Genomic DNA, 23973 nt, shown 5'->3' with positions numbered 1-23973 from the left:
GCGGTCAGGACTGAAAGTCGAGGGTGGCCTCATGTTCTTGGATCGTAGCAGAGAATATGAGGGACCCCTCCGGTTGGTAGCCTGAGTGACATGGCCATCGACCCTCCGTCCGCCTCCGCCGGGAACCCGGCCCCTGTCCGCCCCCTGCGGCGCGACGCGCAGCGCAATCGCGACGCCCTGCTCAGCGCGGCCCGCTCCTGCTTCGCTGAGCAGGGCTTGGAGGCACCCCTGGAGCAGGTGGCCAAGCGGGCCGGGGTGGCCATCGGCACGCTGTACCGGCACTTCCCCACCCGGCTGGGCCTGGTGCAGGCGACCTTCGCCGAGAAGCTGGCCGTCTGGCGGGAGGCCGCCGAGAAGGCCGTCACCATGGACGACGCCTGGGCGGGGCTGTGCCACTTCCTGGAGACCATGTGCGAACTCCAGTCACAGGACCGGGGGTTCAACGACCTGGCCTCCATACGGTTGCCGGAGAGCGCCTGCCTGGCGGGCGCCCAGACCCGCATCCGCGAACTCGGTGTACACATCGTCGAGCGTGCGCAGGAGCAGGGCAGCCTGCGCCCCGACCTCACCCCCGAGGACCTTGCCTTCGTCATCTGGTCGCACAGCCGCGTCACCGAGGCCACCCACGCCATCGCCCCGGACGCCTGGCGCCGCCACCTTTACCTTCTGCTCGACGGCTTCCGAACCGACCGCGCCCACCCGCTGCCGGCGCCGCCGCTCACCGAGGAGCAGCTGTACCGCGCCATGATCCGCCTCGGCGGAAACGGGGCCTGCGGCGCCTGACCGTCGGCAGGCGTCGTTGTCTCAAGGCGCCGCGGCGAGCCCCTTCCCGGCGACCAGGCCGAGCCGGTACGCCTCCGTCCCCGCGCCGCAGAGTTCGTGGACGCGTTCGGTGACCTCCGCGTGCACCGGCGACACCGCGTGCGTCTCGAAGGCCGCCTCGTCGGCGAAGCGTTCGTACATCCAGACCACGTCCGGGTCCTCGATGCTGACATGCATCAGGCTCAGCTCGCGCAGGGCTGCAGACCCTCCCCAAGGACCCCCGCTGATCCGCCGGCGGACATCGCCGGAATCTCTGAGTGGGCGGCAGGCGGACCACGGAAGGCGCGAACCGCCTGGTTCCCGTCTGTGGCGTCAGCGAGGCGAGCGGCAGCGCCGAAAGCCGAGCCGAGATGCGCCGACAGGGCAGCCTCGCAGATTTCCCTGGCCGACTCACCGAACTCTGTCGAGAAGGCGCGTGGCGTGGCGGACGGCGGCGATGGCGTGCCGGTCGTCGGTGGCGCGGGTGGCGAGGGCGATCTCCACGGGCGGTCCGTCGAGCGGGACGAACCGGACGTCCGGGTGGGGGTAGAAGCGGCTGGCGGCCTCGGCGTGCAGGGCTATGCGGCCGGTTGTCGCCACGGCTGACGGTATGGCGGCGGGGTGGCGCAGGGCGCCATGGCTGTGGGATCCGTCGGCGGCGGGGCCGGACCATGCTTCGAGCGCGGGATGGGCGAGGGCGGTGGGCAGCCACGGGCTGTCGCTGAGGTCGGCCTCGGTCAGGTGGTCGGCGTCGGCGAGAGGGGATCGGGCGGGGACGACCACGACTCGGGGCATGGTCAGGGCGTGCTCGAAGAGGAGCCCGTCGACGGGGCCGACGTACTGGACGATGCCCACGTCGACCCGGTGGCTGCGGACCGCTTCGTACTGGTCGGCCAGGTCCAGTTCGGCGTAGGAGAAGGTGATGCCTGGTTCTTGGCCGTGCACCGCCGCGGTCAGGTCCGGCCAGCGTTCGGCGAGTCCGAATCCCAGGACGCCCAGCGTAAGGAGCTTTTCGTCGGCGGTGCGGCGGCGGTTTTGTTCGGTGAGGGAGTCCACGGTGTCGAGCAAGCACCCGCCGGTGCTCGCGCTCGCCCTGCTCCAGGCCGAGCTTGGTGAAGACGCTGCGCACGTAGCCCTCGATCGTCTTGGGGCTCAGGATCAGTTCCTCGGACAAAGCGGCGTTGGTCAGCCCCTGGGCCATCAGCGCCAGCACTTCCCGCTCGCGGTCGGTGAGTTCGGCGAGCGGGTCACGTTGCCGGCGCCGGCCGACCAGCCTGGACACGAGCTCGGAGTCGATCACGACCTCGCCATCGGCGACGCGTCGTACGTCGACCGCGAAGGCGCCGAGGTCTGACACCCGGTCCTTCAGCAGGTAGCCGACCGCACCGTCGAACTCTTCCATGAGCCGCAACGCGTGATGCACCTCGACGTACTGCGACAACAGCATCAGCCCGACCTGCGGCGCGAACGAGCGGATCTCGGCCGCGGCCTCGATGCCCTCGTCCGCGAAGCCCGGCGGCATCCGCAGGTCGGTGATGACCACGTCCGGTGGGTCGCGGCGGACGTGGTCGACCAGCTCGGCACTGTTGCGGGCCTGAGCCACGACGTCGAAGCCCACCTCGGCGAGGATGCGAGCCATCCCCTCGCGGAAGAGGACCGCGTCGTCGGCGACGATCACTCGCACGGCAGCACCGCCCTGATCCGGTTCCGCCGCCGGAAGGGCTGTCTATCTGGAGCTCACCACCGAGGGCGGCGAGCCGATCCGCCAGTCCCTGCAGGCCCCTCCCCGGGCCAGGGCGCGCGCCGCCGCGACCGTCGTCGGTCACCTCCACGCACAGCCCGCTGTCGACCGAGGCCACGTCGACGACGACCACGCTCGCACCCGAATGGCGTGCGGCGTTGGTGAGTGCCTCGCTCACCACGTAGTACGCCGTCGCCTCGACGTCGCGGCGGCAGGCGACCGGCGACGGCCACGCGCGGTCGCACCGGGATCGCCGACCGGTCCGCGAGCGCGCCGAGCGCGGGCTCGAGACCCGCCTGGGCCAGCACCATCGGGTGCAGGCCACGGGCCAGCTCACGCAACTCGGCCGTGGCCTCCAGCAACTGCGCCCGCGCCTGCTTGACCCGATCCGCCATCGCCAGATCGCCGGCTTCCGCCTGCTTGGCCAGGGCGCCGAGTTCCAGACCAAGCGTCACCAGTCGCTGCTGCGCGCCGTCGTGGAGGTCGCGCTCGATGCGCCGGCGGGCCGCGTCCTCGGCGGTGACGATCCGGCGAGCCGCCGCCTGGATCTCCTGCGCCTGTTGCTGCTGCACGATGACCAGCCCTGTCTGCGCGACCAGGTCCGCCAGCAGGCGGTCCTCCGTGGAGCTGAGCGGCTCCCCCGCCGGCTTGCGGATCGTGATCGCGCCGCGCACGGTGCCGCGGTGGACGACGGGCCGGACCAGCCGGCGCAGGTGGTCCAGCCCGGCGAGCGCTGCGGGGCCCTCCTCGACCGTCGCGACCGGCCACCGGCCCTGCGCCACCAGACGATGCTCGTCGCCCACCCACACGACAACCTCCGTGGCGCCGACCGCGCCTGCGATCGTGGCCGCGATCGCGTCGAGCAACTCCTGCGGTGGGCCCTCGAGGTGGGCCGACAACTGGGACAGCGCTTCGTACGGTGTCGCGCGATGCCCGTACACGAGACCGTCCGCCACGCGCTGGGCCCGCCGCCGCAACGGCTCGAACGCGACCGCGACGACGGCCGTCGTGACCAGCGACAGCGCTCGATCGCCGGCCGGAACCACGGCTCCCGCACCGACCACGATCGCCACGTACGCGGCCGTGATCAGCAGCAGCATGGCCCCGACGACGAGGGTCTTGTTGATGACCGGGTTGATGTCGTAGAGCCGGAACTTGAGGATCGCGAACCCGGCGGCGACAGGGATCAGCGGGACCGCGAGCAGGCCCGGCACCGGGCTGCCGAACGCCAGCAGGCCGGCCACCAGCAACACGATCGCCGTGACGTCCTCCTGATCCACGTCAATGGATCACATTTGAGAGTGCATGCGGGGAACTTGGGGCGCTTCGGCTGGCTACGTAGGTGGGACCTGACACCGTTTGTCAGCGAGTCTGGGCATCACTTGTTGATCACGGGGGTGTGAAATGTCGACGAGAACTGACACCACGACCACGCCTTTGCCCGCCCACCCCCGGGGGCGAGGACGCTACGTCAGACTTAGGCGATGAGCCGGACAGTCAGTGCATGGGTCACTTCAGGTGGGGACTTCTCGGCGCCACCGGGCCGTTTCCCGTGGACGTCCCGCGGTGGTCGGAGGTCGAGCCGGTCATCGCGCGTCTTCACTACACGCTCGGCGTTCCGGTGATGGTGCTGCGCTTGCTGGACGTCGACGGCGGAGACGGAGCCCGCGACGGCCATGTCACCTACCACGTAGAGGCGCTGCGCCGCCCAACGCCGGGCCTGCTGATGCATGGTCCCCTCGCCGACAGCCTGCTGAAGCTGACCGGGCATGAGGACCTACGCGCCCCGTGGGCCCGGGCAGACGGTCTGCGGGAGATCCTAGGCTGGGCGTCCGACACATTGGCCGCGGCCGGCCGTCCGGTGACCGGGCCGGTCGAGCAGCGAAGAACATGGAATCTGGCCGGACTGTTCCGCCTGCCCACGGCCCAGGGCCCCGTCTGGTTGAAGACCACACCGCACTTCGCCGCCGATGAAGCCGCCGTCATCTCCGCGTTCGCCTGGGTCGACCCGGGCCTCGTCCCGACGGTCGTGGGGGCCGGAGTGCGGAGCATCCTGCTGGAACACCTGCCCGGCGAGGACTGCTGGGATGCCTCCCCTGAAACCATCACCAGCGCCTTGAGCCGCCTTGTAGCCGCCCAGGCCGCCGTAGCCGGCCTCCCGGAAGGCCGCCCGCGCGGGCTGCGGGACCGGCGGACGTCCGTCATCGCCGCCCAGGCCCGCGACCTCCTCGATGGAGAGGTTGCCCGCGAACTCCCTGCGGAAGAACTGGCCGCTACCCGCGAACTGCTCGACCGCTGGCCCATGCTGGACGAATGCGGCCTGCCGGACACCATCGTGCACGGCGATTTCCACCCCGGTAACTGGCGTAGCGACGGCGGCCCTCCGGTCGTCATCGACTTCGCCGACGCCCACTGGGGCAACCCGGTACTGGACGGTTTGCGAGCGTACGACTACCTGCCCGAAGCCAAGCGGCCCACTGCCGCCCGGGCCTGGATCGACGCCTGGGAAAGGCACCTCCCCGGCTGTCAGCCAAGACGTGCGCTGGCCATCGCGGAACCGCTCGCCCACTTGTCCTACGCCCTGCGCTACCAGGACTTCCTTGACGGCATCGAACCGTCAGAGAAGGTCTACCACCTCGGCGATCCCGTCGCCGTCATCCGCCACGCCCTGCGGTGCGCGAGCGTGCCGAACCCGCACTTCGAAGCGCAGGACCTTCGGTCGGGCCTTGAATGAATGCCTCGCTCGCGCGGCTGCTGGTCCATACCGCCTTGCCTGTCGGTGCGGCGTCACGTGAATCGCGCGGCTTCTTGCGCGGTCCAGCCGCACCGACGCGGCCGCGGTCTTCGCCGTGCGGAAGCCGACTCCGTACTTGCGCTGCAGGGCCCGGTCCGACAGGCCCGCACGGGCATCACAGCGGATCTCCGCGTACAGCTCGACCTTGGACTTGGGCGGCATCGGCGCCCCTCAGAGGGCGGTACGTGAGTTGATGTCCGTTTGGCCCTTTCGGCAAGGGTAAGCGGGCTGGCCGCGACGTCGCCGGGAGGCTACAACCGCGACTGGGTGAACAAGCCCTGCTCGGTCTCGGCCAGGCGCTCGCAATGCACGACGACATCACGCGCACGCATCCGAATTGCGATCGACGCGCTGGAGTGAATCTGCACATTCAGTGGACCCGCGCCAGGAACGCCGGTCCGTAAATAGGACGAGTTCAGTGATGCCGGTAAGTCTCGTGCGGACTGCCGTGCTCGGCGACCAGGCCGAACTGGTTCGGCTCGCTGTGAGGGGACGGGCGTCCAGGATGACGGACACCGTGCAAATCGCCTTGTCCGGCGGATTCGAGTCGCTCCAGGTCGGCGGCCGACACGAGGCGACGAGCGGCTTCCCGTGGCGGGTCAGGACGACGTGCTCCCCGTAGAGGACGCGGTTGATCAGCTCGCCAGCTCGGACCGAGCTTGCGTCACTGAACCTCACGGGCCCTCTACGTATCGCAAATTCTGTACGTCCTGTACGTTTTGCTTGGAGCGCTTCCGCCGAGGTGATCACACGGCACCAGCCGGTCGGCTGTGCATGTAACCGACCGAAAGGGAGTTGCTTGAAGTGCGGCGGAACCTGGCCCCTCTGAAGGAGTCCAGTGGGCGGTACGCGCTGGTCTTCATCCACCCGCCGTCTGGGCGGGGTTGACGCCGCTCAGGCGTTTCAGCGCGGCCACGTCGGCTGCCGTGCCCGGGCCCTGGCCTCCATCCCGAAGGAACAGTCTTGTTCAGTGTGCTGCGGATCCGGGACTACCGGTTTCTCGCGTCCGGTCAACTGCTGTCCAGCCTTGGCGACTGGTTCCTGCTCCTCGCGGTCCCGTACTACGTCCTGGAGCTGACCGGCTCCGCCATGGCGTCGGGTTTCTCGCTGGCCGCGGGAACGGTCCCGGCGCTGGTCCTCGGCCCGCTGGCCGGGGCGCTCGTCGACTGCTGGAACCGGCTGCGCGTCATGATCGTCGCGGACCTGGTCCGCATGGTGGCGGTCTCGCTGATGCTGTGGGTGGACAGTCCGGACGAGGTGTGGCTGATCTACGTCGCGTTGGTCCTGGAGTCGTCCCTGAGCCAGCTGTTCAACCCGGCCTCGGCCGCCCTGCTCCCGCAACTGGTCGGCCGTGGGGGCAACCTCCACGCGGCGAACTCCCTGAGCGCCCTGATCTTCGGCTCCATCCGGCTCGTCGGCGGCCCGTTGGGCGGGGCCGTGTACGACGGCCTGGGTTTCACGGCAGTCGTGGCCATCGACACGATCAGCTACGCATGTTCGGCACTGTGCCTCTCGATGGTCCGCTACCGGCCGCGGACGACCGCGCGCCGAAGCACCGGGTCGGGGCGCGGGCAGGTACGCAGGCTGGTCGCCGAGATCCGCGACGGAGTCGCACAGATACGCCACAGCCCGTGGCTGGCGGCGCTGGCGGCAGCCGGTGCTCTCTTCGCGATCGCCACGTCCGCCGTGAACGTCGGCCTCATACCGTACATGGACCGGGTCCTGCACGCCTCACCACAGATCCTCGGCCTGCTCTTCGGGGCTTTCGGGGCAGGGTTCCTGCTCGGGGTGCCGCTCAGCCGCGCACTCGCCCGGAGGCTCACCGACCGGACTGTGCTGGTGGGCTCCCTCACAGCGCTCGCCGTGACCTTCGCGGCGACATTCAACACCCCTGTGATCGGGTGGAGCGCCGCACTGTTCCTCACCATCGGGGCGCCCATGGTCTGTTTCACCATCACGAGCGGGACGTTCGTCGCCCGTCACACCCCTGACGCCGTGCTGGGCAGGGTCAGCGCCACCAACGGATTTCTACAGGCGGCGGCTTCCTTGTCGGGCATGGTGGCCGGCTCACTGCTGAGCGAGGGGCTGGGTATCGTGGCGATGATGAACCTGTGCTGCGTCACCGTCGCACTGGCCGCCGGAACGATGCTGCTCATGCCGCGGCGTCAGCCCCCGATCCCCGAGGATGTGTCCCTCGGGGAAGCGGCGTGACCGACCGCGGAATCCTGGTCGAGACCGAGCAGGGTTTGTTCACCCAGCCGTGGCCGTAGCCTCTCGGCGACGTCGCGGCCAGCTCGCTTACCCTTGCCGAAAGGGCCAAACGGACATCAACTCACGTACCACCCTCTCACAACGAGAAGCACACCGGTCCTCCCACCGCAAGCTGCGATGTGCCGGTTTGGTGTCAGCGGGTTGGTGTCAGTGACGGTATGTCAGCCCGGGGTGTTTTCGCTGGTCGGGTGTTGAGCAAGAGCGAGGTCACTGCCGTGGGGTGGTTTCTGTAGCGGGTGCGGCTGTCATGGGGCGGTACACCCCGCTCCGCTCACGGCCTTCGCCGACACAGCCGCTGCTGACTCGTCAGCCTTCTGCTCGGCCACGTTCTCACTGGTCATCGATGCATCTTCCATGATAGGGAGTTACACCGAACGTCTTACAGTCCCTGGCGGAGGCTCACTGAGGGTTGAGTGCGCTCAGCGGGGACCTGTCGCCGACGAGCCAAAGGTGGCCGAACGGGTCGATGAAACCTCCCTGGCGGTGGATGCCCCATGGTGCCTGGTGGTCGCGAATTTGATCGACGCTGCCGTCCGCTCCTGTTGCCACGGCACGTTCGATGAAGCTGTCGGGGTCGTCCACGAAGACCTCGACTCGCACCGTCCTTGTGCCGAGAGCGGTAGGGGTGTCCCAGCCGTTGTTGGCAGGTTCGCCCAGGAACAATGGGGCCCCCTCGACCGTCAGTCCGACGACACTGCCAAGGTTCCACAGTTCGGTGGCTCCGAGCGCCTGTGCGTACCACTGCGAGGCCGCTGCGGCATCGGGCACGGCAAGCATCAATGAGATCACTGGACGATGAGCTTCGGGTGTCATCGTCTGTCTCCTTTCGGCTGGGTATGGCGGCTGCATGGACACCGTTGTACTCCATCCGCGGCCGGACGAGGGGAAGACGACCGCGAAGATCGTGATCACGGTCCAGAACCCTGACAGACGATCTACACCGCAGACTGCCGCACACGACCACCACGAGCACCTCGAGAGGCCGTCACGCCAGCACCCTGACCAGCAACTTCAAGTTGGTGGAGGCTCACGGACTACGTCAACGCGGTCGCCGCCGACCCGGGCATCGTCCAGGCCCTCCACACGTTCGCGCTCAAGCACCTGGACCTACTCGGGACCGACCGCGCCTACCTGGACTCCAACGCCGGGATGAACCTCGCCCGTTACGTCGAACACATGGCGCTGCGGGCGACGGTCCGGCCCCTGGCCAAGGACCTGTTGAACGCGTCGGAGGTCACCGGCCCCACGGCCGGGCTGTGGATCGCGGTGGCGACGCAGGCCGACTACTACGACCACCTCAGCTGCTCGTACTGCGACGTCTGTCACCTGACCGGCCGGCTGACCAGGGCGGCCCTGCCGATCACCCGCACCTGCGACGCGAACCACACCGTCGCTGGATGCGGCATCACGCGTTCGGGGAAGCGCTGGTCTCAGGGCGCTGTGATCGAGCGCCCCGCCCACGAAGGAGGCTCTTCCATCAGTGCCGAGAGGCGCTCACGGACGGCGTCGGGGAAGGGCGTCGCACGGCCGGCCTCCTGGTCGACGTGGAGGGCGAGCAGTTCCGTCGTGGCGACCGGGCAGGTATCCGCTTCCGGATCGGTCCGCGGGCCCTTGACGACGTACATCTCGTGCGTGAAGCGTGCCTTCTTCCCGGCCGCACCCAACACGCGTGTACGTACCGCCAGTTGGGCCCCCTCCGGCGCATCCCGCAGATAGCGGACGTGAGCCTCGACCGTGTACATCGAGCAGCCGGTGCCCTTGCGGTAGGCGGCGTCCAACCCCGTACGCTCCATCAGCGCGTCCGTCGCGTAACCGAAGACCAGGACGTAGAACGCCTCGCTCATATGCCCGTTGTAGTCGATCCACTCCGGGCGCACGGTGTCGCGGAACAGCGGCAGCCCCGGCAGGCTCACTCGGCACCGGTCCCGGGCAGTCGACCCGTCGCGCGCAGGACGGCGATGACGCCCTGGTCGCGTTGGGCGACCAGGTCGGCGATCGTACGGCCGTCGGCGGCGTCGTCGCAGCCGGCGACGACCGCGTCGTACAGCGCTTTGTCCAGTTCCGGGGCCTCCAGCCGGGTCCATGGGGACTTCAGGGACGGCCCGAAGTGGTCGAGCATGTGGGCCATTCCGCCTTCTCCGCCCGCGAGTGCGAAGGTGAGCATCGGGCCCATGATCGCCCAGCGCAGGCCCGGCCCCTCGGTGATGGACAGGTCGATGTCGCGGACCGTCGCCTCACCACTGGCGACCATGTGCAGGGCCTCGCGCCACAAGGCCTCCTGGAGTCGGTTGGCGATGAAGCCGGGGACCTCGCGGTCCATGGTGATGACGGACTTGCCCGCCACCTCGTAGAAACGCGATGCCCAGCGCACCGCCTCAGGGTCCGTCCGCTCCCCGCCGACGACCTCGACCAGCGGGATGAGGTACGGCGGGTTGAACGGGTGGCCGACGACCAGCCGGCCGGGCGTGACCGCCTCGGTCTGCATGTCGGTCATCGGGTAGCCGGAGGTGGAGGAGGCGATGACGACCCCGGCGGGTGTCGCCGCATCCAGTTTCGCCAGCAGTTCGCGCTTGAGGTCCAGCTTCTCCGGGGCGCTCTCCTGCACGAACTGTGCCTCGGAGACTGCCTCTTCGAGTGTCGCGGTGACCATGAGGCGGTCCGCCGAGGCGCCGGGGGCGAGGCCGAGCTGTTCGAGCGCGGGCCAGGCGGCGTCGACGAGCCGTCGTAGCCGGGCCTCGGCGTCGGGGGCCGGGTCCCAGGCGGTGACGTCGTAGCCGCGGGCCAGGAAGTGGGCGACCCAGCCGCCGCCGATCACTCCGGCGCCCACGCAGGCCACACGCCGTACGTCCTCGGGAGAGGGCATGAGGGGGGAAGTCTCCGTCATCGGGGGCTCCTTGAAGAGGGGGTGAGTGATCCGCGAAGAGGGGGGAGCGATCCGCGGCTCAACCGCGCGGCTTGAGGCCGAGCTTGAGACGCGCCTTGTCGGGAGTCGCGACCCGCGCCCCCAGGGCCTCGATGATCGTCACGGCCCGCTCCACCAACTGGGCGTTGGTCGCCTTGACGCCCTTGCCCAGATAGAGGTTGTCCTCCAGGCCGACGCGCACATGGCCGCCGAGCAGGATCGACTGTGCCACCCACGGCATCTGCATGCGACCCAGAGCGAAACTGGCCCACTGGGCGCCGTCCGGCAGCATGTTCACCATCGACTGCAGCACTCCGGGGTCCGCGGGCGCGCCCCACGGGATGCCCATGCACAGCTGGAACACGGTCGGATCGTCCAGCAGCCCCTCGGCGAGCAGCTGCTTCGCGAACCACAGGTGCCCGGTGTCGAAGATCTCCAACTCCGGCCGCACGCCCAGCTCCTGAACGCGCTTGGCACCCGTGCGCAGCATGTCGGGCGTGGAGACGTAGAGGTTCGACCCGTCGCCGAAATTGAGTGACCCGCAGTCCAGGGTGCAGATGTCGGGCAGAAGGTCCTCTACGTGCGGCAACCGCGCAAGGCCCCCGACCAGGTCGGTGCCGGGCAGCTGCTTCAGCGGCTTCTCCGCGTCGATGACCAGGTCGCCGCCCATGCCCGCGGTGAGGTTGATGACGACGTCGGTCCCGGTCTCCTTGATGCGCTCGACGACCTCGCGGTAGAGGCGCGGGTCGCGGGCGGGTGCTCCGGTCTCGGGGTCGCGTACGTGGATGTGGACCGCGGCGGCACCGGCCTCGGCGGCCTGCACCGCGGAGGCGGCGATCTGCTCGGGGGTGACGGGCACGTGCGGGCTCTTGCGCACGGTGTCACCGGCGCCGGTGAGGGCGCAGGTGATGATGACGTCCTGGTTCATGGCCGCGCGGGTTCCTCTCTGAGCGGAGGTAGGGCCGACGGGAGTGGCCGGCCCGACCTTAGCCGCGCAGCGGAGGAACCTCAATACTCTGTTTCATAATGCGGTCGGACATTGCATAAAATGAACACTCGCAGAGCATTACAGCGCCTGCGCCACCTTGGCGATTTCCTCCGCCGCAGCGCGCGCGAGCGGCCCCAGCGCCGTGAGCCGCGACTCGGGCACCCGGTCCTGAGGCCCCCAGATGCTGACCACCGCGAACGGCCGGCCGCGGCTGCCGAGCACCGGTGCCGAGACGCCGTAGAGGTTTCGCTCCATCTCGCCCGCGCAGACGCTGTATCCGCGCTCCCGCGTCTGCTCCAACTCGGCGCGCAGCCGCGCCCGGTCCGTGATGGTGGTGTCCGTGTACGCCTCCAGCGAGCCGCTGAGTAGCGACTCCGCCTCCTCCTCGGGCAGCCAGGCGAGCAGCGCCTTGCCAGTGGATGTGGCATGTACGGGCACCTGTCGCCCCAGCCACTTGGCGGCCAGCACGACCGGTGGGGTCACCTCGTCGATGTACGTCAGCCCGAGCGGCTGCACCACCGCGAGGTTGGCGGTCTCGCCCGTCTGTTCGCTGACCCGGCTCAGCGTGCCGTGCGCGCGGCGGATCAGACCGTCGAAGCCGGCCGCCGAGGCCATCCGGGCGACCGCGAAGCCGACCGTGTACCGGTTGGTGACGGGGCTGCGCTCCACCATGCCGTACTGCTCCAGCGTGGACAGCAGTCGCCAGGCCGTGGCGCGGTTGAGCCCGCACCGTGCGGCCAGGTTGGACGCCGTGTCGCCGTCCGGCGCGCTATCCGCCGTCGCCTGCAGCAGGATGATCGCCCGCTCCAGCGACTGGACCTTGCCCGACGCCGACGCTGCGACCCCGTCCGGCTCGGTGATCTGGGCGGACTTGCTGTTGTCGGTGGTGCGCTCGGCCTTCGACATGAGCATCTCTTCCTCGGCTTCCGGCGGTTGGCGTTCGGGTGCCGGGCAGTGCCTGGCCCGCACCCGGCGGGCGATCGACGGCTCCGGGTGCGGAATTCACCCCTTGACTACTTGACCGTCATCTCTATCTTTTCATCATCCGTGCGGCCGTCGCGTCATATGAACGTCTCGAACGTCTTGCGATCTGAAGGCTAGGCCAGCCATGCCCGACACCCATTCCCCTCCCCACGCGATGACGCGCAGGGATCTCCTCCGCGGTGGCGCCCTCCTCGCCGCCTCCCTGCCGGCAGTCGGCCTGCTGACCGCCTGCTCCGCGACCCGTGCCGCCCCCTCGAACGGCAAGCCGGTGCGTGGCGGCGCCCTGCGGGTCGACGTCAGCGGTGGCAGCGCCAAGGACACCCTCGACCCGCACAGCCGGGCTGTCCTACCCGGACCAGGCGCGTGTAGTGAACCTGTACGAACCGCTCTTCTATCACGACGCCGACTACCGCCTGAAACCCTTCCTCGCCGAGTCCATCGAACCTTCGAAGGACGGAAAGACCTGGCTCCTGAAGCTGCGGTCGGGCGTCGAGTTCCACAACGGCAGGACGCTCGACGCCCGTGACGTCATCGCGACGCTGCGCCGCATCGTGGACGCCAAGGCGCCCACGGCCGGCGCGGCCAGCCTCTCGGTGATCGACGGGAGAAGGCGATCTGGCCCCGATGTTGTGGAACGAGCGGAACGGGACGACGTGGGGTATGACCGCCGTGGTCAGCAGCCTGTTCGTTGCCCCGCAGGCGAGGGGACATCGGATCGGTGCACTGCTGATCGGCCAGGCAGTGGAGGAAGTGTGATTGAGAGGTTCCTAGTTGGTGTGGTGTGTGGGCTGTGAGCTGGGGTGTTGGGGGTTTTATGAGAAGGGGAGGGACTGTGTTCGGGATGCTTTGGCGGTGGTGAGGGGGCGTCTGGTCTGCGGTTGTTGGGGTTTTGATAACGGTGGTGTGGTGTTGGTGATGGTGTCTGGCATCTAAAGGGCTGGTGCGAGTTTGTGCTGGTCATCGGGTTGCTGGGTGTTCGTCGCTGCTGGTGGGCGGATCTATGTCCCTGCTGGGTGGGGGTTGGCGCCCATCTGGTACAGGGCGGTGTCGATGTCGCGTGCACTCCAGCCGTCGGCGCGTGCTGCGCCGTGGCTCAGGAGGTCGTCGAGGAGTTGGAGGTAGCGGCCGTAGCGTCCCGGTGCGGGGGTGAGGGTGAGGCCGAGGGTGTCCAGGGCGTGTTGGACACGGCGGTCGTAGACGGCCATGCGCTGGGGTGCTGCTGCGGTCAGGACGGCTGAGGCGAGTGCGTCGCCGGTGCGCAGGCCGGGCAGTTCGGCGATGATGCCGCGTCCGGTGCGGGCGGCTTCGCTGCGCGGGAGGGTGGTGTCGCGGACGGCGGTGACGGCCTGTTCGGTGACGGCTCGCACGTGGGTGTCGGGCAGGGACATGAGGTCTGTCGCCCAGCGGGTTTGTGCGGTCAGCCGTTTCCAGACGACGAGGGCTGCGATGTCCGTCTTGCCGAGGCTGCCGGTGTGTTCGGTTCGCTGCGCGATCTCGTGGAGGACCTCGTCGTAGTGGGCTGAGACGTCGTCGAGGTAGCCGGCGCGGGCGAAGATCAGGATGTCCCAGGCCCGGTCGTAGAGGGCGGCGAAGTCTTCGTCATTGGGCGTATCAGCGCTCTTCTTCACGTCCGCATCATGCCGTTTGGGTCGGTTGGCGGGTGCGGGGGCGGCTTGCTTCTTCGGCGAGGTGGTCGAGCTGGATGGCTTCGAGTGTTTTCTTGGTGATGCGTTCGGTGCCGTCGCAGATGGCGGTGATGGCTGCTTGGCGGACGAGGCGGGCGAGGCTTCCGATGCGGCCGGCGGTGCGTTGGTGGAGGTAGGTGGCGTGGCGGGGGAGTGTGTCGGGTGTGTGGTGGGTGAGGTCGAGGGCGTTCTCCATGTCGGTGATGAGGTCGGTGAAGGGTCGGGTCTGGCCGTGGCGGGCGGGGAGGGGGCCGCAGGTGATGAGGCTGGCGCGGCCGGCGAGTTGGGCGCCGCGCCGGTGAACAGGGGGGTGGCGGCGACGTCGATGCCGGTGTAGACGAAGGTGGCTTTGATGCGTTCGGTGAGGTCTTTGAGGAGGCCGGCGGCTTCGGCGCCGGTGGTGGTGCGGGGGTTGAGGCGGTGGATTTCGTCGATGAGGACGAGGCGGACGCCGGCGGTGGTGTAGGTGTGGCAGACGGCCTGGGTGATCTGGGTCTGGGTCATGCGGGTGGTGGTGGGGATGCCGAGGTAGCGGGCGAATTGGGTGGCGAGGGTCTTGGCGGTGGCGCCGGGCGGGACCAGCAGGTAGGCGACCGGCACCTGCTGGTGGGCGAGTCCGGGCGGGGCGGGGTGTTTGCGGGTGTGGGCGAGGTGGCAGGTGCGCCCGACTTCGAGGAGGGCGGTTGTTTTCCCGGCTGCGGCGGGGCCGGTGACGATCAGCGAGGGTCGGGCGGTGGTCTGCTGGTGGCGGCCGAGCAGCATCAGGGTGCGGACCTGGGTGGCGAGGGTGTTGATGGCGGGGGTGCGGACGGTGACGAACGCGGAGTGGTAGGCCAGGCGTTCTTCCGTGCTGCGGGGTGGCTCGCCGGGCTGGGGCGCGGTGGGGGGTGGGGTGGTGGCGAAGTGCTGCCAGCCCTGCCAGGTGGTGATCGGCCAGTGCTGACCGGGAGTTGGACGGTCCTGCACAACGACGAAACTGTAAGCACTGATGTAGTTAAGCGCGCTTCTTAGCGCGCGTCTTGCGCCGATCAGCCTGTCGGCGCTGTAACCCTATTCCACGAATAACGGGACATCCGCGACGGAAAGGTCCGCTCGAATGCGGGCGAGGCGTACTGGGTGGCGCCAGCGGTCGGCGGTGTCGCGTGCGATGTCCGCACTCACTTCCACCACCAGCAGCGGGCTGACCAGGGTCACCTCGAGGAGGTCCGTCGATCCCCACCCGGCGGAGAACGTCCAGCCCGTCCACGGATGCCCCGCCTGCGCCGGGGGAAGCAGGTCGCCAACCTGCCGGGCGGCATCCTCACCCAGCGGTGTCGTACGTCCCAGGAAGCGGAGCCGTCCCCTTTGTGAGTCGTAGCGGCCCAGGAGCAGGATGCCCGGCCTGGTCCGGGCGCCGGTGACAGCGCCGACGACGGCCTCTGTCGTGTGCCGTACACGTACCTTGACCCACGTCCTGGCCCGGCTCTTGTAGGGCCCGTCGAGCCGTTTGGCGACGATGCCCTCAATGCCCGCCGGCGCCCACTGGCGCATCCAGTCCAGCGCCTGGCTGCGCTGCAGCGTCATCGGGCACAGCGTCCAGACCGGTCCCAGCCGGTGCTCGGTGAAGAAAGCCTGCAGGCGGGCGCGCCGCTGCCGGTAGGGCAGAGGGCGGAGGTCGGTGCCGTCGAGGGTGAGCGGGTCGAACGCGACGAACTGGGCCGGGGTCGCCCGGACCTGGGCAGCCACAGCCGCCGGGCGCCGGTTGAGTCGGCGCAGCAGCCGCTCGAAGGCGAGCCGGTCCTGATGCCAGATCACCAACTCCCCATCTACTAGCACGGCAGGGGGGAGGTCACGCCTGGCAGCGGACGTGATCTCGGGGAAGCCCGTCGTGAGGTCGGTGCCCTTGCGGGAGCGCATGAGGACACTGCCGTCCTCGGTCCGGGCGATGAGACAGCGGAAGCCGTCCCACTTCGCCTCGAACGCGTAGGAGCCCTCCGGCGGCAAGTCCTCGGCCGGAGCGGCCAGCATCACCTCGGGCAGACGCATGGTGCCCTCAGCCTGCCCCGCCCCACCCCCACCCGCCATCGCAGCCCGCGGCGGAGTTCTTGCGGACACGCCCGCGGGCGTGGAACGCCCCGCAGGCCTAGGCTGAGGGTGCTCGGGGCCCGTCGCGGAGGTTCAGTCATGCCCCGGACTGTATGGTCAGGCGCCATCTCGTTCGGACTGGTCACTTCTCTGAACTAGCGCGTCTTCGAGCTCCGTTGGCTCTGCCGACCGGCCTGCGGCAAGGGCCGAGGTCGGCGAGGACGCTCGACGGACACGTGAGATTGAGCGGTGCGACTCTCTCGGCAACCGGCTCCAGATTGGCGCTTGGCGCCGCAAGCATGCCAGTCAGTGGCTCAGGGCGCGTAGCCGCGCAGGAGGACTGCGATCGTCTCGTCCGAGCCCTCCTTCATCTTGTCGGCGGGGAGTGTGCCGCTCAGAGCTAGTTCAGACGGGAAGTTCGGTGATGCTGAGGGCGAAGTCCAAGTTCCCCACCCCGTGGTTGGCGAGGCCCACCGTGACCACGCCCGCTCCTTCCAGCCAGTGCGCCATTTTCAGGCCGCCGACGTCCAGCGGGCGCAGCCCGAGGCTCTCGATGAACGCCTCCACACTTGCCTTGGCCTGCGCATTATCGCCAGCGATGAAGACGTCGGGCCGACCCTTCTCCAGGACATGACGGAAGACGGTGTTGAACGCCTTCACCACGCTGGCGCCGACCGGGGCGACCTTGGCGACTTCCTGCGCGATCGAGGTCTCCTCGCGGTGAGCTAGCCCGTCGAACGTGGAATTGAAGGGATTGCTGATGTCGACGATGACCTTGCCTGCGAGAGCGTCTCCGTACTCGGCGACGACCGGCACGACACCGTCGTACAGCAGGGCCACGATGACGATGTCCCCGGCCGGAGCGGTGCCCCATTCTCCCGTGGTGGTGCCGCCGCCGAGAGCCTTGGCCAGGTCAGCGGCCTTGGACTGATCGCGGCCCATGACCTCGACGGTGTTGCCGCCCGCCACCGCCCGCGCACCGATGGTGCGGGCCATGTTCCCGGCGCCGATGATGCTGATGTTGCTCATGAGATGTCCTGCCCTGGTTGTGTGTTGTTCGGTCTAGATGACGGTGGTGCCGCCGTCGGCGACGAGTTCCATGCCGTTGACGTAGCTGGAGTCGTCGGAGGCGAGGAAGAGGGCGGCGGTGGCGATTTCGTCGGGGCGGCCCATCTGGCCGCGGGGGATGAGGGACTCGAACTGGCGCTTGGTGGCCTCGTCGAAGAGTTCTTCCTGCTTGGCGGTGGCGACCTGGCCGGGGGTCAGGACGTTGACGCGGATGCGGCGGTCCTTGAGCTCGTTGAGCCAGACGCGGGCCCATGCCTGCTGGACGGCCTTGCTGCCGGCGTAGACGCTCCAGCCGGGGAAGGCGCCGAGGGAGGCGTTGGAGCCGGTCATGAGGATGGAGCCGCCGTCGTTGAAGAGCGGGAGGGCCTTCTGGACGGTGAACAGGGTGCCGCGGGCGTTGAGCCCGAACCAGGTGTCGAACTGGGCCTCGGTGATCTCGCCGAGCGGGGCGGGCTCGCCACCGCCGGCGCTGGCCCACAGCACGTCGAGGCTGCCCTTCTCCCGCTTGACGGTGTCGTACAGGCGGTCCAGGTCGTCCAGGTCGGCGGCGTCGCCCTGGACGCCGGTGACGTTGCGGCCGATCTGCTTCACGGCCTCGTCCAGGGCCTCCTGGCGGCGGCCGGTGATGAAGACGTGCGCTCCCTCGTCGACGAACAGCTTCGCGCCGGCCAGCGCCATGCCGGTGGTGCCGCCGGTGATGACCGCGACCTTGCCGTCAAGCTTTCCCATGGTCGTTCCCTTGAGTCGGTGGTGCCGTGTGTACCTGAGGCGGTGCCGTTATGTACACCGTCCTGTGTGCTTACGGTACGGGGCGGGCGGCCGGGACGCAAACTATGTACACCGGTCGTTACCTAGCCGCGGTACGATGGACCCATGATGGAGTTGGAGAAGGGCCCCACGGGCCGCCGCCGCGGCCGGGGCGCCCGCGAGCGCATCATCAGCGCGTCCCAGCAACTGTTCCGCGAGCAGGGCATCAACCGCACCGGCATGGACCAGCTTTGCGCGGCGGCCCAGGTGTCCAAGCGCACGGCCTACCAGCACTTCACCGGCAAGGACGAACTCGTCGCCGAGTACCTGCGCCGGTTCGACCCCTCCGTTCTGTCCGGCGTGTTCGACCGCACCGACCTCACGCCCCGCGAACGGCTCCTCGCCGCCTTCGACATCCCCCCCACCACCCCCCTGTGCCCCTACATCGCCGCCGCCGTCGAACTGCACGACCCCCAGCACCCCGCATCCCAGTGCGCACGCGACTACAAGAAAGCCGTCGCCGCGCGGCTCGCCGACACCGCCCGCGAAGCCGGCGCCGCCGACCCTGAACAGCTCGGCGAGCAGCTCGCGCTGCTCATCGACGGCGCCGCGGCCCGCACCCGGGTCCTTAACGCCGACGCCTTCCCCACCGCCGCCGCCATCGCCGCCGTCCTCATCGACAACGCCATCCCCGCCACAGCCAGCGATGACCGGCGACGGGAGGAAGTGTCAAGCTAACTTGGCACTCCGCGGCCGGGCTGGACGCGCGGCTGCACCCGCTGGTACGCGACACCAGCCGCCCGGCACCTGGCCCGGACCTGCTGGCTTTTACGGAACTGGCCGCCCGCCTGCTGAAGGCCGCAGCAGAAGCCGCCGGGGAGACCGGCGACCCCCGAGGACCCGCCGACGTGGTCGGCCTGGCAGCTGCTGGCGCCGCACGCTGCCGCAGTGCTGAACAGCCTCAGCGCTCTGCCGGACAACTCAACGGCACGGGAGCCTGTCCGTTGCGGACCTCGCCCTCACCCTGCCACCGTCACCCGATCAGTGGCCACGCTGAAAATGCTCACAGTCTGCCGTGACCTGGGTTGAGAACCAGAAGGTCGTCCAACGCGGCCGCGAACCGCGTGGCATGAGCGCGACACCAGCAGGTCGCACTTGCCGGCGACTTGCCCGAGGAGGTGGCATCGCGCGTTCCGGAGCGCTTCTTCCCGGTCCTGCGGCGGTATGAAAGCGGTGTCCAGGACCGGGCTCATGAGGCAGACCCTCGTCTGCATCGGTCATCAAGCCGGCCTGACAACACCCCGGCCCGTTCCCCACAAGCCCCCCTCGACACGGACGGTTCCCGACATCAGTTTGGAGGGATTTGATCTCGCTGCGCAACGGCTTCGACGGGCACACACCGGACCCTCACCTGATGCGGCGTCAACTTGGGGCAGTGCACTCCTGACAAATGCCGCTGCTTGACTTCCTCCCCCTCGTTCACGAGGGGGAGGAAGTCAACCGCACAGTGATCCCCGTCCCGGCGGACCAGAAGGCCCACCGGCTGCAACGGGGCAGCCGGGGCGGCAGGCCACCGGCCTTCGACCGCGAAGCATACAAGCAGCGCAACACCGTCGAGCGGTGCATCAACCGCCTGACGCAAGTGGCGAGGCATCGCCACCCGCTACGAGAAGACCGCGGCCATCCACCCGGCCGGACTCCACATCGCGGGCATCTTCCTCTGGTCCGACCGCTGATTGGCCTGAGACTACGTCCTGGCGATCTCTCGCCGGAGCTGATGGGTAAAGCGGCGAAGGAGGTCCAACGTCTCATGGTGCTCGGCCCTGCGATCATCGCTGCCCTCGCTGGGCCGGGACTTCCAGACCCGACGCGCGAGAGTGTTGGCGAGTTCGACGGTGTCGTCGGCACACACTAGGTAGAGGGCCGACCGGGCTTCCTGCATCCGGCCGGCCAGCTCGTTGCCCCCAGCACCGTCGTCACTCAGCTGTGTTTCCCGGAGGTAGTCGATCAGCTGAGTCACGGCAGTGTTGAAGCCGATCCCGGCTTTGAGCTTCTGTTCGCGAAGCCACATGCGGTCTTGTCGGCGCGCGGTGAACCAAGAACCGAACACGGCCCCTATGAGGCCGAAACCGGCACCGATGGCCACGGACAGGATGTTCACCACGGTCAGCTCAGCTCCCCCCGACGCACGATCAACGCCAGGCTACAGAAGCCGTCGAAGGTGCCCAACCGATGAGCGCTCAATTGCTCCGACGGCAGCACGCGGTCGAGGTACTCGTCCAGGACCTCCTGGCCCAGCTTCCCGTCCAGGGACAGTGACTGGCACAGCGACCTCCCGGTCACCTTGGCCGGGATACCCCAGCGTTTCTCCGTCGCTCGGAGAATGTCTCCGATGGCGGTCTGCGCGGAGTCGGGGTGGTGGCGGACGAACCAGTCGAGCATCTTGGCCACCGGGAGTCCCAGGGTGAGTTCGTACCAGTCGACCTCGGCGTTTGCCTCGCGCTGGTCGTGGTAGTCCAGGCTGGATCCGTACTCTTCGAGGACGGCGTGCCGGATGGTCGCGCTGACGATGTCGGTGGGCAGGATCCGGTCCAGGCTGACCGCGACACTCCACGCCAGCTCGTCGGCGACATCCTGTACGTCCGCTTCGTTGCGGTGCCGCATCACCCACCACTTGCGCCGGTCCGGCCGCTCCCACAGGGAGTGGTGGAAGTCCTTGGCGAACCGTCGGTCGCGGACTGCGGCGGCCCCCGGCATCGACGAGGCCGTCTTCTTCACCCCGACGGCCGGGCCCCGACACCTACAAGGTCGGGACCGGATTCGGCGAGGTCAAGGTCAAGACCGACGCCCCGGAAACTGACCGCTGATGGCCACCGGCACGGGAGACTCCCTCGGCGCCGCCCTCAACCAGCTGCTCCGCGAATTTGGCGTCCAGCCCCTGCGACGCCTGTCCACCTACCACGCCAAGCACTGGCACGCCCAGCTCACCAAGCTCACCCACACCCAGCGCGGCTGGGAGGCCCTCGAACGTGCCGGGCTGACCGTCCGGCCCGAAACCCTGATCAAGTGGCTGTCCGATCCGGAATACAACGTCCGCCACAGCTACCGCGACATCATCCACGCCGCCTACGAGAACGCGGCCATCGTTCCCGCCGATCCCATTCCGCAAGCCGTCAAAGACGGCCAGTTCGAGATCAGAGGTCTCGTCAAGACCGGCGACGACGAACGCATCCGCGGCGTGCTCAACGAACACGGCAGGATCAGTGCGCCGTTGCGGATCGTCGGCCGCAGCGGCAACTGGGTTGAAATCGAGCGCAAATGGCTTCGGGCGAACTCGACGACGACTCATTCGAGGACGACTTCATCGACTACGTGATCATCGAGGACATCGGTGAGGGCACCGACGGCTGGGAATTCCCCGGATCCTCCTACACCGTCACCGTCTAAAGGGAGAGGTGCACACCCTCGCATCCTGGGCCCTGCCCTTGTGCCGGGCGACCAGCGCGGCCGGGACGCCGGAAACCACGTTCCAAACCGCGTCCGTCCGAGGTAACCGGCCTCGAACCGGGCACGCCGTGAGGATCGTGGGCCCGTCGCCGGGCCATCGTGGTGCGGCAAGCCGGATGGCGCTACGGATGGGATACGCGGATGTCGGAATCGACCCAGGCCATGAGTCGGCGCAGTCTGCTGATCAACGGTGGGGCGGTGGCGACCACCGTCGCCGCAACGAGCGGCGCCAGCGCTCTGGCCAGGGAGGAAGCTGTACTGCGGGGTTCGGAGAGCGCTGATGACGCCGGCCGGGCAAGGATTGACGTCCACCACCATTTCACCGCTCCCGCATGGGTTGACTGGGCCGAGCGTGAGGGCCTGGTACGCCGGCAGGAGCTACCGTGGTGGGCGCGTTGGGATCTGGACTCCACTCTGGCGCTGATGGACCGGGTGGGAATCGCCACTGCGGTCCTCAACCCGACCATGCAAGACCGGTACCGCTCCGCGGCGCAGGCCAAGGAGGGCCTCACTGTCGTATTCGAGGCGCTGGCCGACTTGGTGGCCGTGCACCCGGACCGTTTCGCCGTCCTTAGCCCTGCTGTCCTGGACCATCCCGAAGTGACCACGTGGGCTCTCCAACGCGCCTTCGACGAGCTCGGTGCCGTTGGAGTCAGCGTGAAGGCCAACTACAACGGTATCTATCTCGGTGATCCCTCGTACGACCGCTTCCTCGCAGAACTCGACGACCGCGCCACAGTCCTCTTCACCCACCCGCTCGATCTCCCGGGCGGACCACCCGGCGTGCCCACCGTCCCCGGAATCCCGAACTTCATGTGCGATTTTCTGCTGGACTCCACGCGTGCCGCTGTGAACCTGATCCGAACCAGGACACTCGACCGCTACCCGCACCTGTCAGTCGTCCTGCCACACGCCGGCGGATTCCTCCCCCAGATCGCCACCCGCATGAAGGCCTTCGGCGACTTCTGCACCCCGCCGCTCGATGCTGCCCGTGTACAGGACTATCTCCACCGCTTCTACTACGACACGGCGGGCCCGCTGGCCCCCTCGGGCACTCTGGTGGCCACGGCCGGTGCGGACCGGATTCTCTTCGGCACCGACTGGCCGGCCGCCTCCGCCGACATCGTCACCGACTTCACGGTGCCGGCCATCGAGACCGACCCCGTCTTCACCAACCGCCAACTTCGCGGCATCTACCGAGACAACGCGCTCCGCCTCATGCCCGCGCTGAGGCGACGCGCTTAACTAGTGCCGCATCAGGCAAGGTTCGCCCTGTCGTGATGTGTCGCCCACTTCCTGCGCGAGGAAGCATCGGACGGCCAGAATGATCAGGTGGCTGAACGCGTGCGGGTTCGGGAGATTGATGACGACGAGGGCAGGCGGTTGCTGCGGATCATCCGCATCCTGCTCCGCGAGGAGGGCGTCTCCGGCGCGCCGCCCCCTCGATGCGCCAGGCCGGCGGCGGCGCGATCGTCAACGTCAACTCCATCGCCGGCCTCGCGGCCGCACCGGGCCTCGTCGCGGACAGCGGCGCCGTCCTCCTGCTTGGAGACCCTGCGCCGCACCGCTGCCCGGTCGCTAGCCCCCGGTGTTGCTCAATCGTGCTCAGCACTGCCCACGGGAACCTCTGGTGTGGCTTGGATTACGGTCCAGCAGCAGGGCCCTCGGCCGGCGCGGGTACCGGCGCTGTCGCCGTGGCCCTGCGCCGAGACCCTCAGGCGTCATGGGCCCGGGTGAAACCGCCCCCAGAGTGGTCATGTTCGAGCGCAACTGCCCCGGCCAGCACGCCGGGTTCGCGGACCAACGCCTCGAGGGAGGCAGATGAGGGTAGGGATGAAGGAGTTTCTTGTTGTGGCCATTGAACGACAACGAGTGGCAGTACGCGCTTCGGTGGCCTCACTCCTCCGGGGACGAGTGTGGCGGGGTCGGTGTGGATGTCGTGGCCGGTTGACGCAGCAGTTGTTCAATGAGGCGTTCCTTGGCCAGGGCAAGGTGGCGCCGGTAGGTGCCGTAGGGCACCCCCAGTCGCCGGGCGGCGGCCTTGTGGGTGCGCAAGGCCGTGATGTAGGTGGCGGTGAGAGCCTCGTGGGCTTTGACGCCCGCGGGGTCGATCTGTATCGCGTCGAGGGCGGTGGTGATGGCGCCGCGCAGGTCCGCGACCGGGTCGGGTGAGCCCGACGGCACGAGATGGGAGCGCAGCAGGACGCTGGTCGCGAATTCGCGTGGGGTCTGCCAGGTGCGCAGCGCCTCGAGCACGCCTTCCTCGAACGCGGCGCGCGGCAGCTGGTCGCCTGGGCCGCTCGTGGAGGCGGTTGCAGGCCATGTCGCTACGGGCGTGACCGCGGTGCGAGCCCGGTGTTGCACCCACTGTTCCACTGTTTGCCGTCGCCAGTCCCGGCCGAAGACGTGCTGTCGCAGGCC

General features: G+C 68.7%; 20 protein-coding genes and 9 pseudogenes. 11 read left to right on the top strand and 18 right to left on the bottom strand.

The window, feature by feature from the left end; translation table 11 throughout:
* Positions 1 to 90 precede the first annotated feature (90 nt).
* Positions 91 to 783: a TetR/AcrR family transcriptional regulator gene (locus ACGFNK_RS42990; RefSeq protein WP_393425968.1), complete on the top strand. Its 693-nt coding sequence runs from the start codon at positions 91 to 93 to the stop codon at positions 781 to 783.
* Positions 784 to 804: 21 nt separating this feature from the next.
* On the opposite strand, the gene ACGFNK_RS42985 is transcribed toward ACGFNK_RS42990, so the two are convergent.
* The 5 genes and pseudogenes from ACGFNK_RS42985 to ACGFNK_RS42965 all read right to left on the bottom strand — a co-directional run.
* Entirely contained in the window at positions 805 to 999 is a 195-nt protein-coding gene (locus ACGFNK_RS42985; protein ID WP_393425965.1) for a putative quinol monooxygenase, read from the bottom strand.
* A gap of 213 nt (positions 1000 to 1212) precedes the next feature.
* Complete coding sequence (locus ACGFNK_RS42980) at positions 1213 to 1869, bottom strand: LysR substrate-binding domain-containing protein (protein WP_393425962.1); 657 nt, start codon at positions 1867 to 1869, stop codon at positions 1213 to 1215.
* Between the two features lie 91 nt (positions 1870 to 1960).
* A pseudogene (locus ACGFNK_RS42975) lies at positions 1961 to 2479 on the bottom strand (response regulator); the annotation flags it as partial.
* 85 nt (positions 2480 to 2564) lie between these two features.
* Positions 2565 to 2720: pseudogene (locus ACGFNK_RS42970) on the bottom strand (sensor histidine kinase); the annotation flags it as partial.
* Between the two features lie 136 nt (positions 2721 to 2856).
* Positions 2857 to 3642 (bottom strand): annotated as a pseudogene (locus ACGFNK_RS42965) (histidine kinase); the annotation flags it as partial.
* A 404-nt stretch (positions 3643 to 4046) separates the two neighbouring features.
* Here ACGFNK_RS42965 and ACGFNK_RS42960 point away from each other — a divergent pair.
* Positions 4047 to 5276 (top strand): aminoglycoside phosphotransferase family protein, encoded by a 1230-nt coding sequence (locus ACGFNK_RS42960; protein ID WP_393425959.1) that lies wholly within the window; start codon positions 4047 to 4049, stop codon positions 5274 to 5276.
* 475 nt (positions 5277 to 5751) lie between these two features.
* Here the strand turns inward: ACGFNK_RS42960 and ACGFNK_RS42955 are convergent.
* A pseudogene (locus ACGFNK_RS42955) lies at positions 5752 to 6004 on the bottom strand (type II toxin-antitoxin system Phd/YefM family antitoxin).
* Between the two features lie 304 nt (positions 6005 to 6308).
* On the opposite strand from ACGFNK_RS42955, the gene ACGFNK_RS42950 reads away from it, so the two are divergent.
* The gene (locus ACGFNK_RS42950) at positions 6309 to 7547 is read left to right on the top strand and encodes an MFS transporter (protein ID WP_393426114.1); all 1239 of its coding nucleotides are present in this window, start codon (positions 6309 to 6311) and stop codon (positions 7545 to 7547) included.
* A 459-nt stretch (positions 7548 to 8006) separates the two neighbouring features.
* On the opposite strand, the gene ACGFNK_RS42945 is transcribed toward ACGFNK_RS42950, so the two are convergent.
* Complete coding sequence (locus ACGFNK_RS42945) at positions 8007 to 8375, bottom strand: VOC family protein (protein WP_393425956.1); 369 nt, start codon at positions 8373 to 8375, stop codon at positions 8007 to 8009.
* Positions 8376 to 8756: 381 nt separating this feature from the next.
* Here ACGFNK_RS42945 and ACGFNK_RS42940 point away from each other — a divergent pair.
* A pseudogene (locus tag ACGFNK_RS42940) lies at positions 8757 to 8963 on the top strand (collagenase); the annotation flags it as partial.
* 74 nt (positions 8964 to 9037) lie between these two features.
* Here ACGFNK_RS42940 and ACGFNK_RS42935 read toward each other — a convergent pair.
* The 4 genes from ACGFNK_RS42935 to ACGFNK_RS42920 all read right to left on the bottom strand — a co-directional run bounded on the left by ACGFNK_RS42935 (position 9038) and on the right by ACGFNK_RS42920 (position 12403).
* Positions 9038 to 9514, bottom strand: coding sequence for a thioesterase family protein (locus ACGFNK_RS42935; protein ID WP_393426111.1), 477 nt, complete (start codon positions 9512 to 9514; stop codon positions 9038 to 9040).
* Positions 9515 to 9516: 2 nt separating this feature from the next.
* Complete coding sequence (locus tag ACGFNK_RS42930; RefSeq protein ID WP_393425953.1) at positions 9517 to 10491, bottom strand: 3-hydroxyacyl-CoA dehydrogenase NAD-binding domain-containing protein; 975 nt, start codon at positions 10489 to 10491, stop codon at positions 9517 to 9519.
* 58 nt (positions 10492 to 10549) lie between these two features.
* Positions 10550 to 11437, bottom strand: coding sequence for a 3-keto-5-aminohexanoate cleavage protein (locus ACGFNK_RS42925; RefSeq protein ID WP_393425950.1), 888 nt, complete (start codon positions 11435 to 11437; stop codon positions 10550 to 10552).
* Positions 11438 to 11575: 138 nt separating this feature from the next.
* Positions 11576 to 12403, bottom strand: a complete 828-nt coding sequence (locus tag ACGFNK_RS42920) for an IclR family transcriptional regulator (RefSeq protein WP_386347752.1) — start codon at positions 12401 to 12403, stop codon at positions 11576 to 11578.
* A 320-nt stretch (positions 12404 to 12723) separates the two neighbouring features.
* On the opposite strand from ACGFNK_RS42920, the pseudogene ACGFNK_RS42915 reads away from it, so the two are divergent.
* Together ACGFNK_RS42915 and ACGFNK_RS42910 are read left to right on the top strand one after the other, a co-directional pair.
* Positions 12724 to 13014 (top strand): annotated as a pseudogene (locus ACGFNK_RS42915) (ABC transporter substrate-binding protein); the annotation flags it as partial.
* A 70-nt stretch (positions 13015 to 13084) separates the two neighbouring features.
* Positions 13085 to 13231 (top strand): annotated as a pseudogene (locus tag ACGFNK_RS42910) (GNAT family N-acetyltransferase); the annotation flags it as partial.
* Positions 13232 to 13479: 248 nt separating this feature from the next.
* On the opposite strand, the gene ACGFNK_RS42905 reads toward ACGFNK_RS42910, so the two are convergent.
* The 4 genes from ACGFNK_RS42905 to ACGFNK_RS42890 form a co-directional block, all read right to left on the bottom strand.
* A complete protein-coding gene (locus ACGFNK_RS42905) occupies positions 13480 to 15132 on the bottom strand; it encodes a TniB family NTP-binding protein (RefSeq protein WP_393425946.1) in 1653 nt (550 codons plus the stop codon).
* Between the two features lie 84 nt (positions 15133 to 15216).
* Positions 15217 to 16191 (bottom strand): ATP-dependent DNA ligase, encoded by a 975-nt coding sequence (locus ACGFNK_RS42900; protein ID WP_393425943.1) that lies wholly within the window; start codon positions 16189 to 16191, stop codon positions 15217 to 15219.
* Between the two features lie 444 nt (positions 16192 to 16635).
* Positions 16636 to 17259: an NADPH-dependent F420 reductase gene (locus ACGFNK_RS42895; protein WP_393425940.1), complete on the bottom strand. Its 624-nt coding sequence runs from the start codon at positions 17257 to 17259 to the stop codon at positions 16636 to 16638.
* A 33-nt stretch (positions 17260 to 17292) separates the two neighbouring features.
* Positions 17293 to 18027: an SDR family NAD(P)-dependent oxidoreductase gene (locus ACGFNK_RS42890; RefSeq protein ID WP_393425937.1), complete on the bottom strand. Its 735-nt coding sequence runs from the start codon at positions 18025 to 18027 to the stop codon at positions 17293 to 17295.
* Positions 18028 to 18171: 144 nt separating this feature from the next.
* Here ACGFNK_RS42890 and ACGFNK_RS42885 point away from each other — a divergent pair, with 144 nt between their 5' ends.
* The gene (locus ACGFNK_RS42885) at positions 18172 to 18783 is read left to right on the top strand and encodes a TetR/AcrR family transcriptional regulator (protein WP_393425934.1); all 612 of its coding nucleotides are present in this window, start codon (positions 18172 to 18174) and stop codon (positions 18781 to 18783) included.
* A gap of 763 nt (positions 18784 to 19546) precedes the next feature.
* A pseudogene (locus ACGFNK_RS42880) lies at positions 19547 to 19781 on the top strand (IS5/IS1182 family transposase); the annotation flags it as partial.
* Between the two features lie 11 nt (positions 19782 to 19792).
* On the opposite strand, the gene ACGFNK_RS42875 reads toward ACGFNK_RS42880, so the two are convergent.
* Both ACGFNK_RS42875 and ACGFNK_RS42870 read right to left on the bottom strand, forming a co-directional pair.
* Positions 19793 to 20209, bottom strand: coding sequence for a hypothetical protein (locus ACGFNK_RS42875; protein ID WP_393425931.1), 417 nt, complete (start codon positions 20207 to 20209; stop codon positions 19793 to 19795).
* A 2-nt stretch (positions 20210 to 20211) separates the two neighbouring features.
* On the bottom strand, positions 20212 to 20823 hold the full coding sequence (locus ACGFNK_RS42870; protein WP_393425928.1) for a hypothetical protein: 612 nt from the start codon (positions 20821 to 20823) through the stop codon (positions 20212 to 20214).
* Positions 20824 to 20911: 88 nt separating this feature from the next.
* On the opposite strand from ACGFNK_RS42870, the gene ACGFNK_RS42865 reads away from it, so the two are divergent.
* From ACGFNK_RS42865 to ACGFNK_RS42855, 3 genes are all read left to right on the top strand, one after another.
* Entirely contained in the window at positions 20912 to 21421 is a 510-nt protein-coding gene (locus ACGFNK_RS42865; RefSeq protein ID WP_393425925.1) for a hypothetical protein, read from the top strand.
* Positions 21364 to 21492, top strand: coding sequence for a hypothetical protein (locus tag ACGFNK_RS42860; protein ID WP_393425922.1), 129 nt, complete (start codon positions 21364 to 21366; stop codon positions 21490 to 21492). The genes ACGFNK_RS42865 and ACGFNK_RS42860 overlap by 58 nt, the downstream gene beginning before the upstream one ends.
* 201 nt (positions 21493 to 21693) lie before the next feature.
* Positions 21694 to 22797, top strand: a complete 1104-nt coding sequence (locus ACGFNK_RS42855; protein WP_393425919.1) for an amidohydrolase family protein — start codon at positions 21694 to 21696, stop codon at positions 22795 to 22797.
* Between the two features lie 651 nt (positions 22798 to 23448).
* Here the strand turns inward: ACGFNK_RS42855 and ACGFNK_RS42850 are convergent.
* Positions 23449 to 23973, bottom strand: a pseudogene (locus ACGFNK_RS42850) (ATP-binding protein); the annotation flags it as partial.

Origin of the sequence: Streptomyces sp. NPDC048825, from assembly GCF_043198355.1 — a bacterium.
Taxonomy (GTDB): domain Bacteria; phylum Actinomycetota; class Actinomycetes; order Streptomycetales; family Streptomycetaceae; genus Streptomyces; species Streptomyces xiangluensis.
Note: the sequence above shows the minus strand (reverse complement) of the source record. Positions and strands in the feature narration are given on the sequence as shown.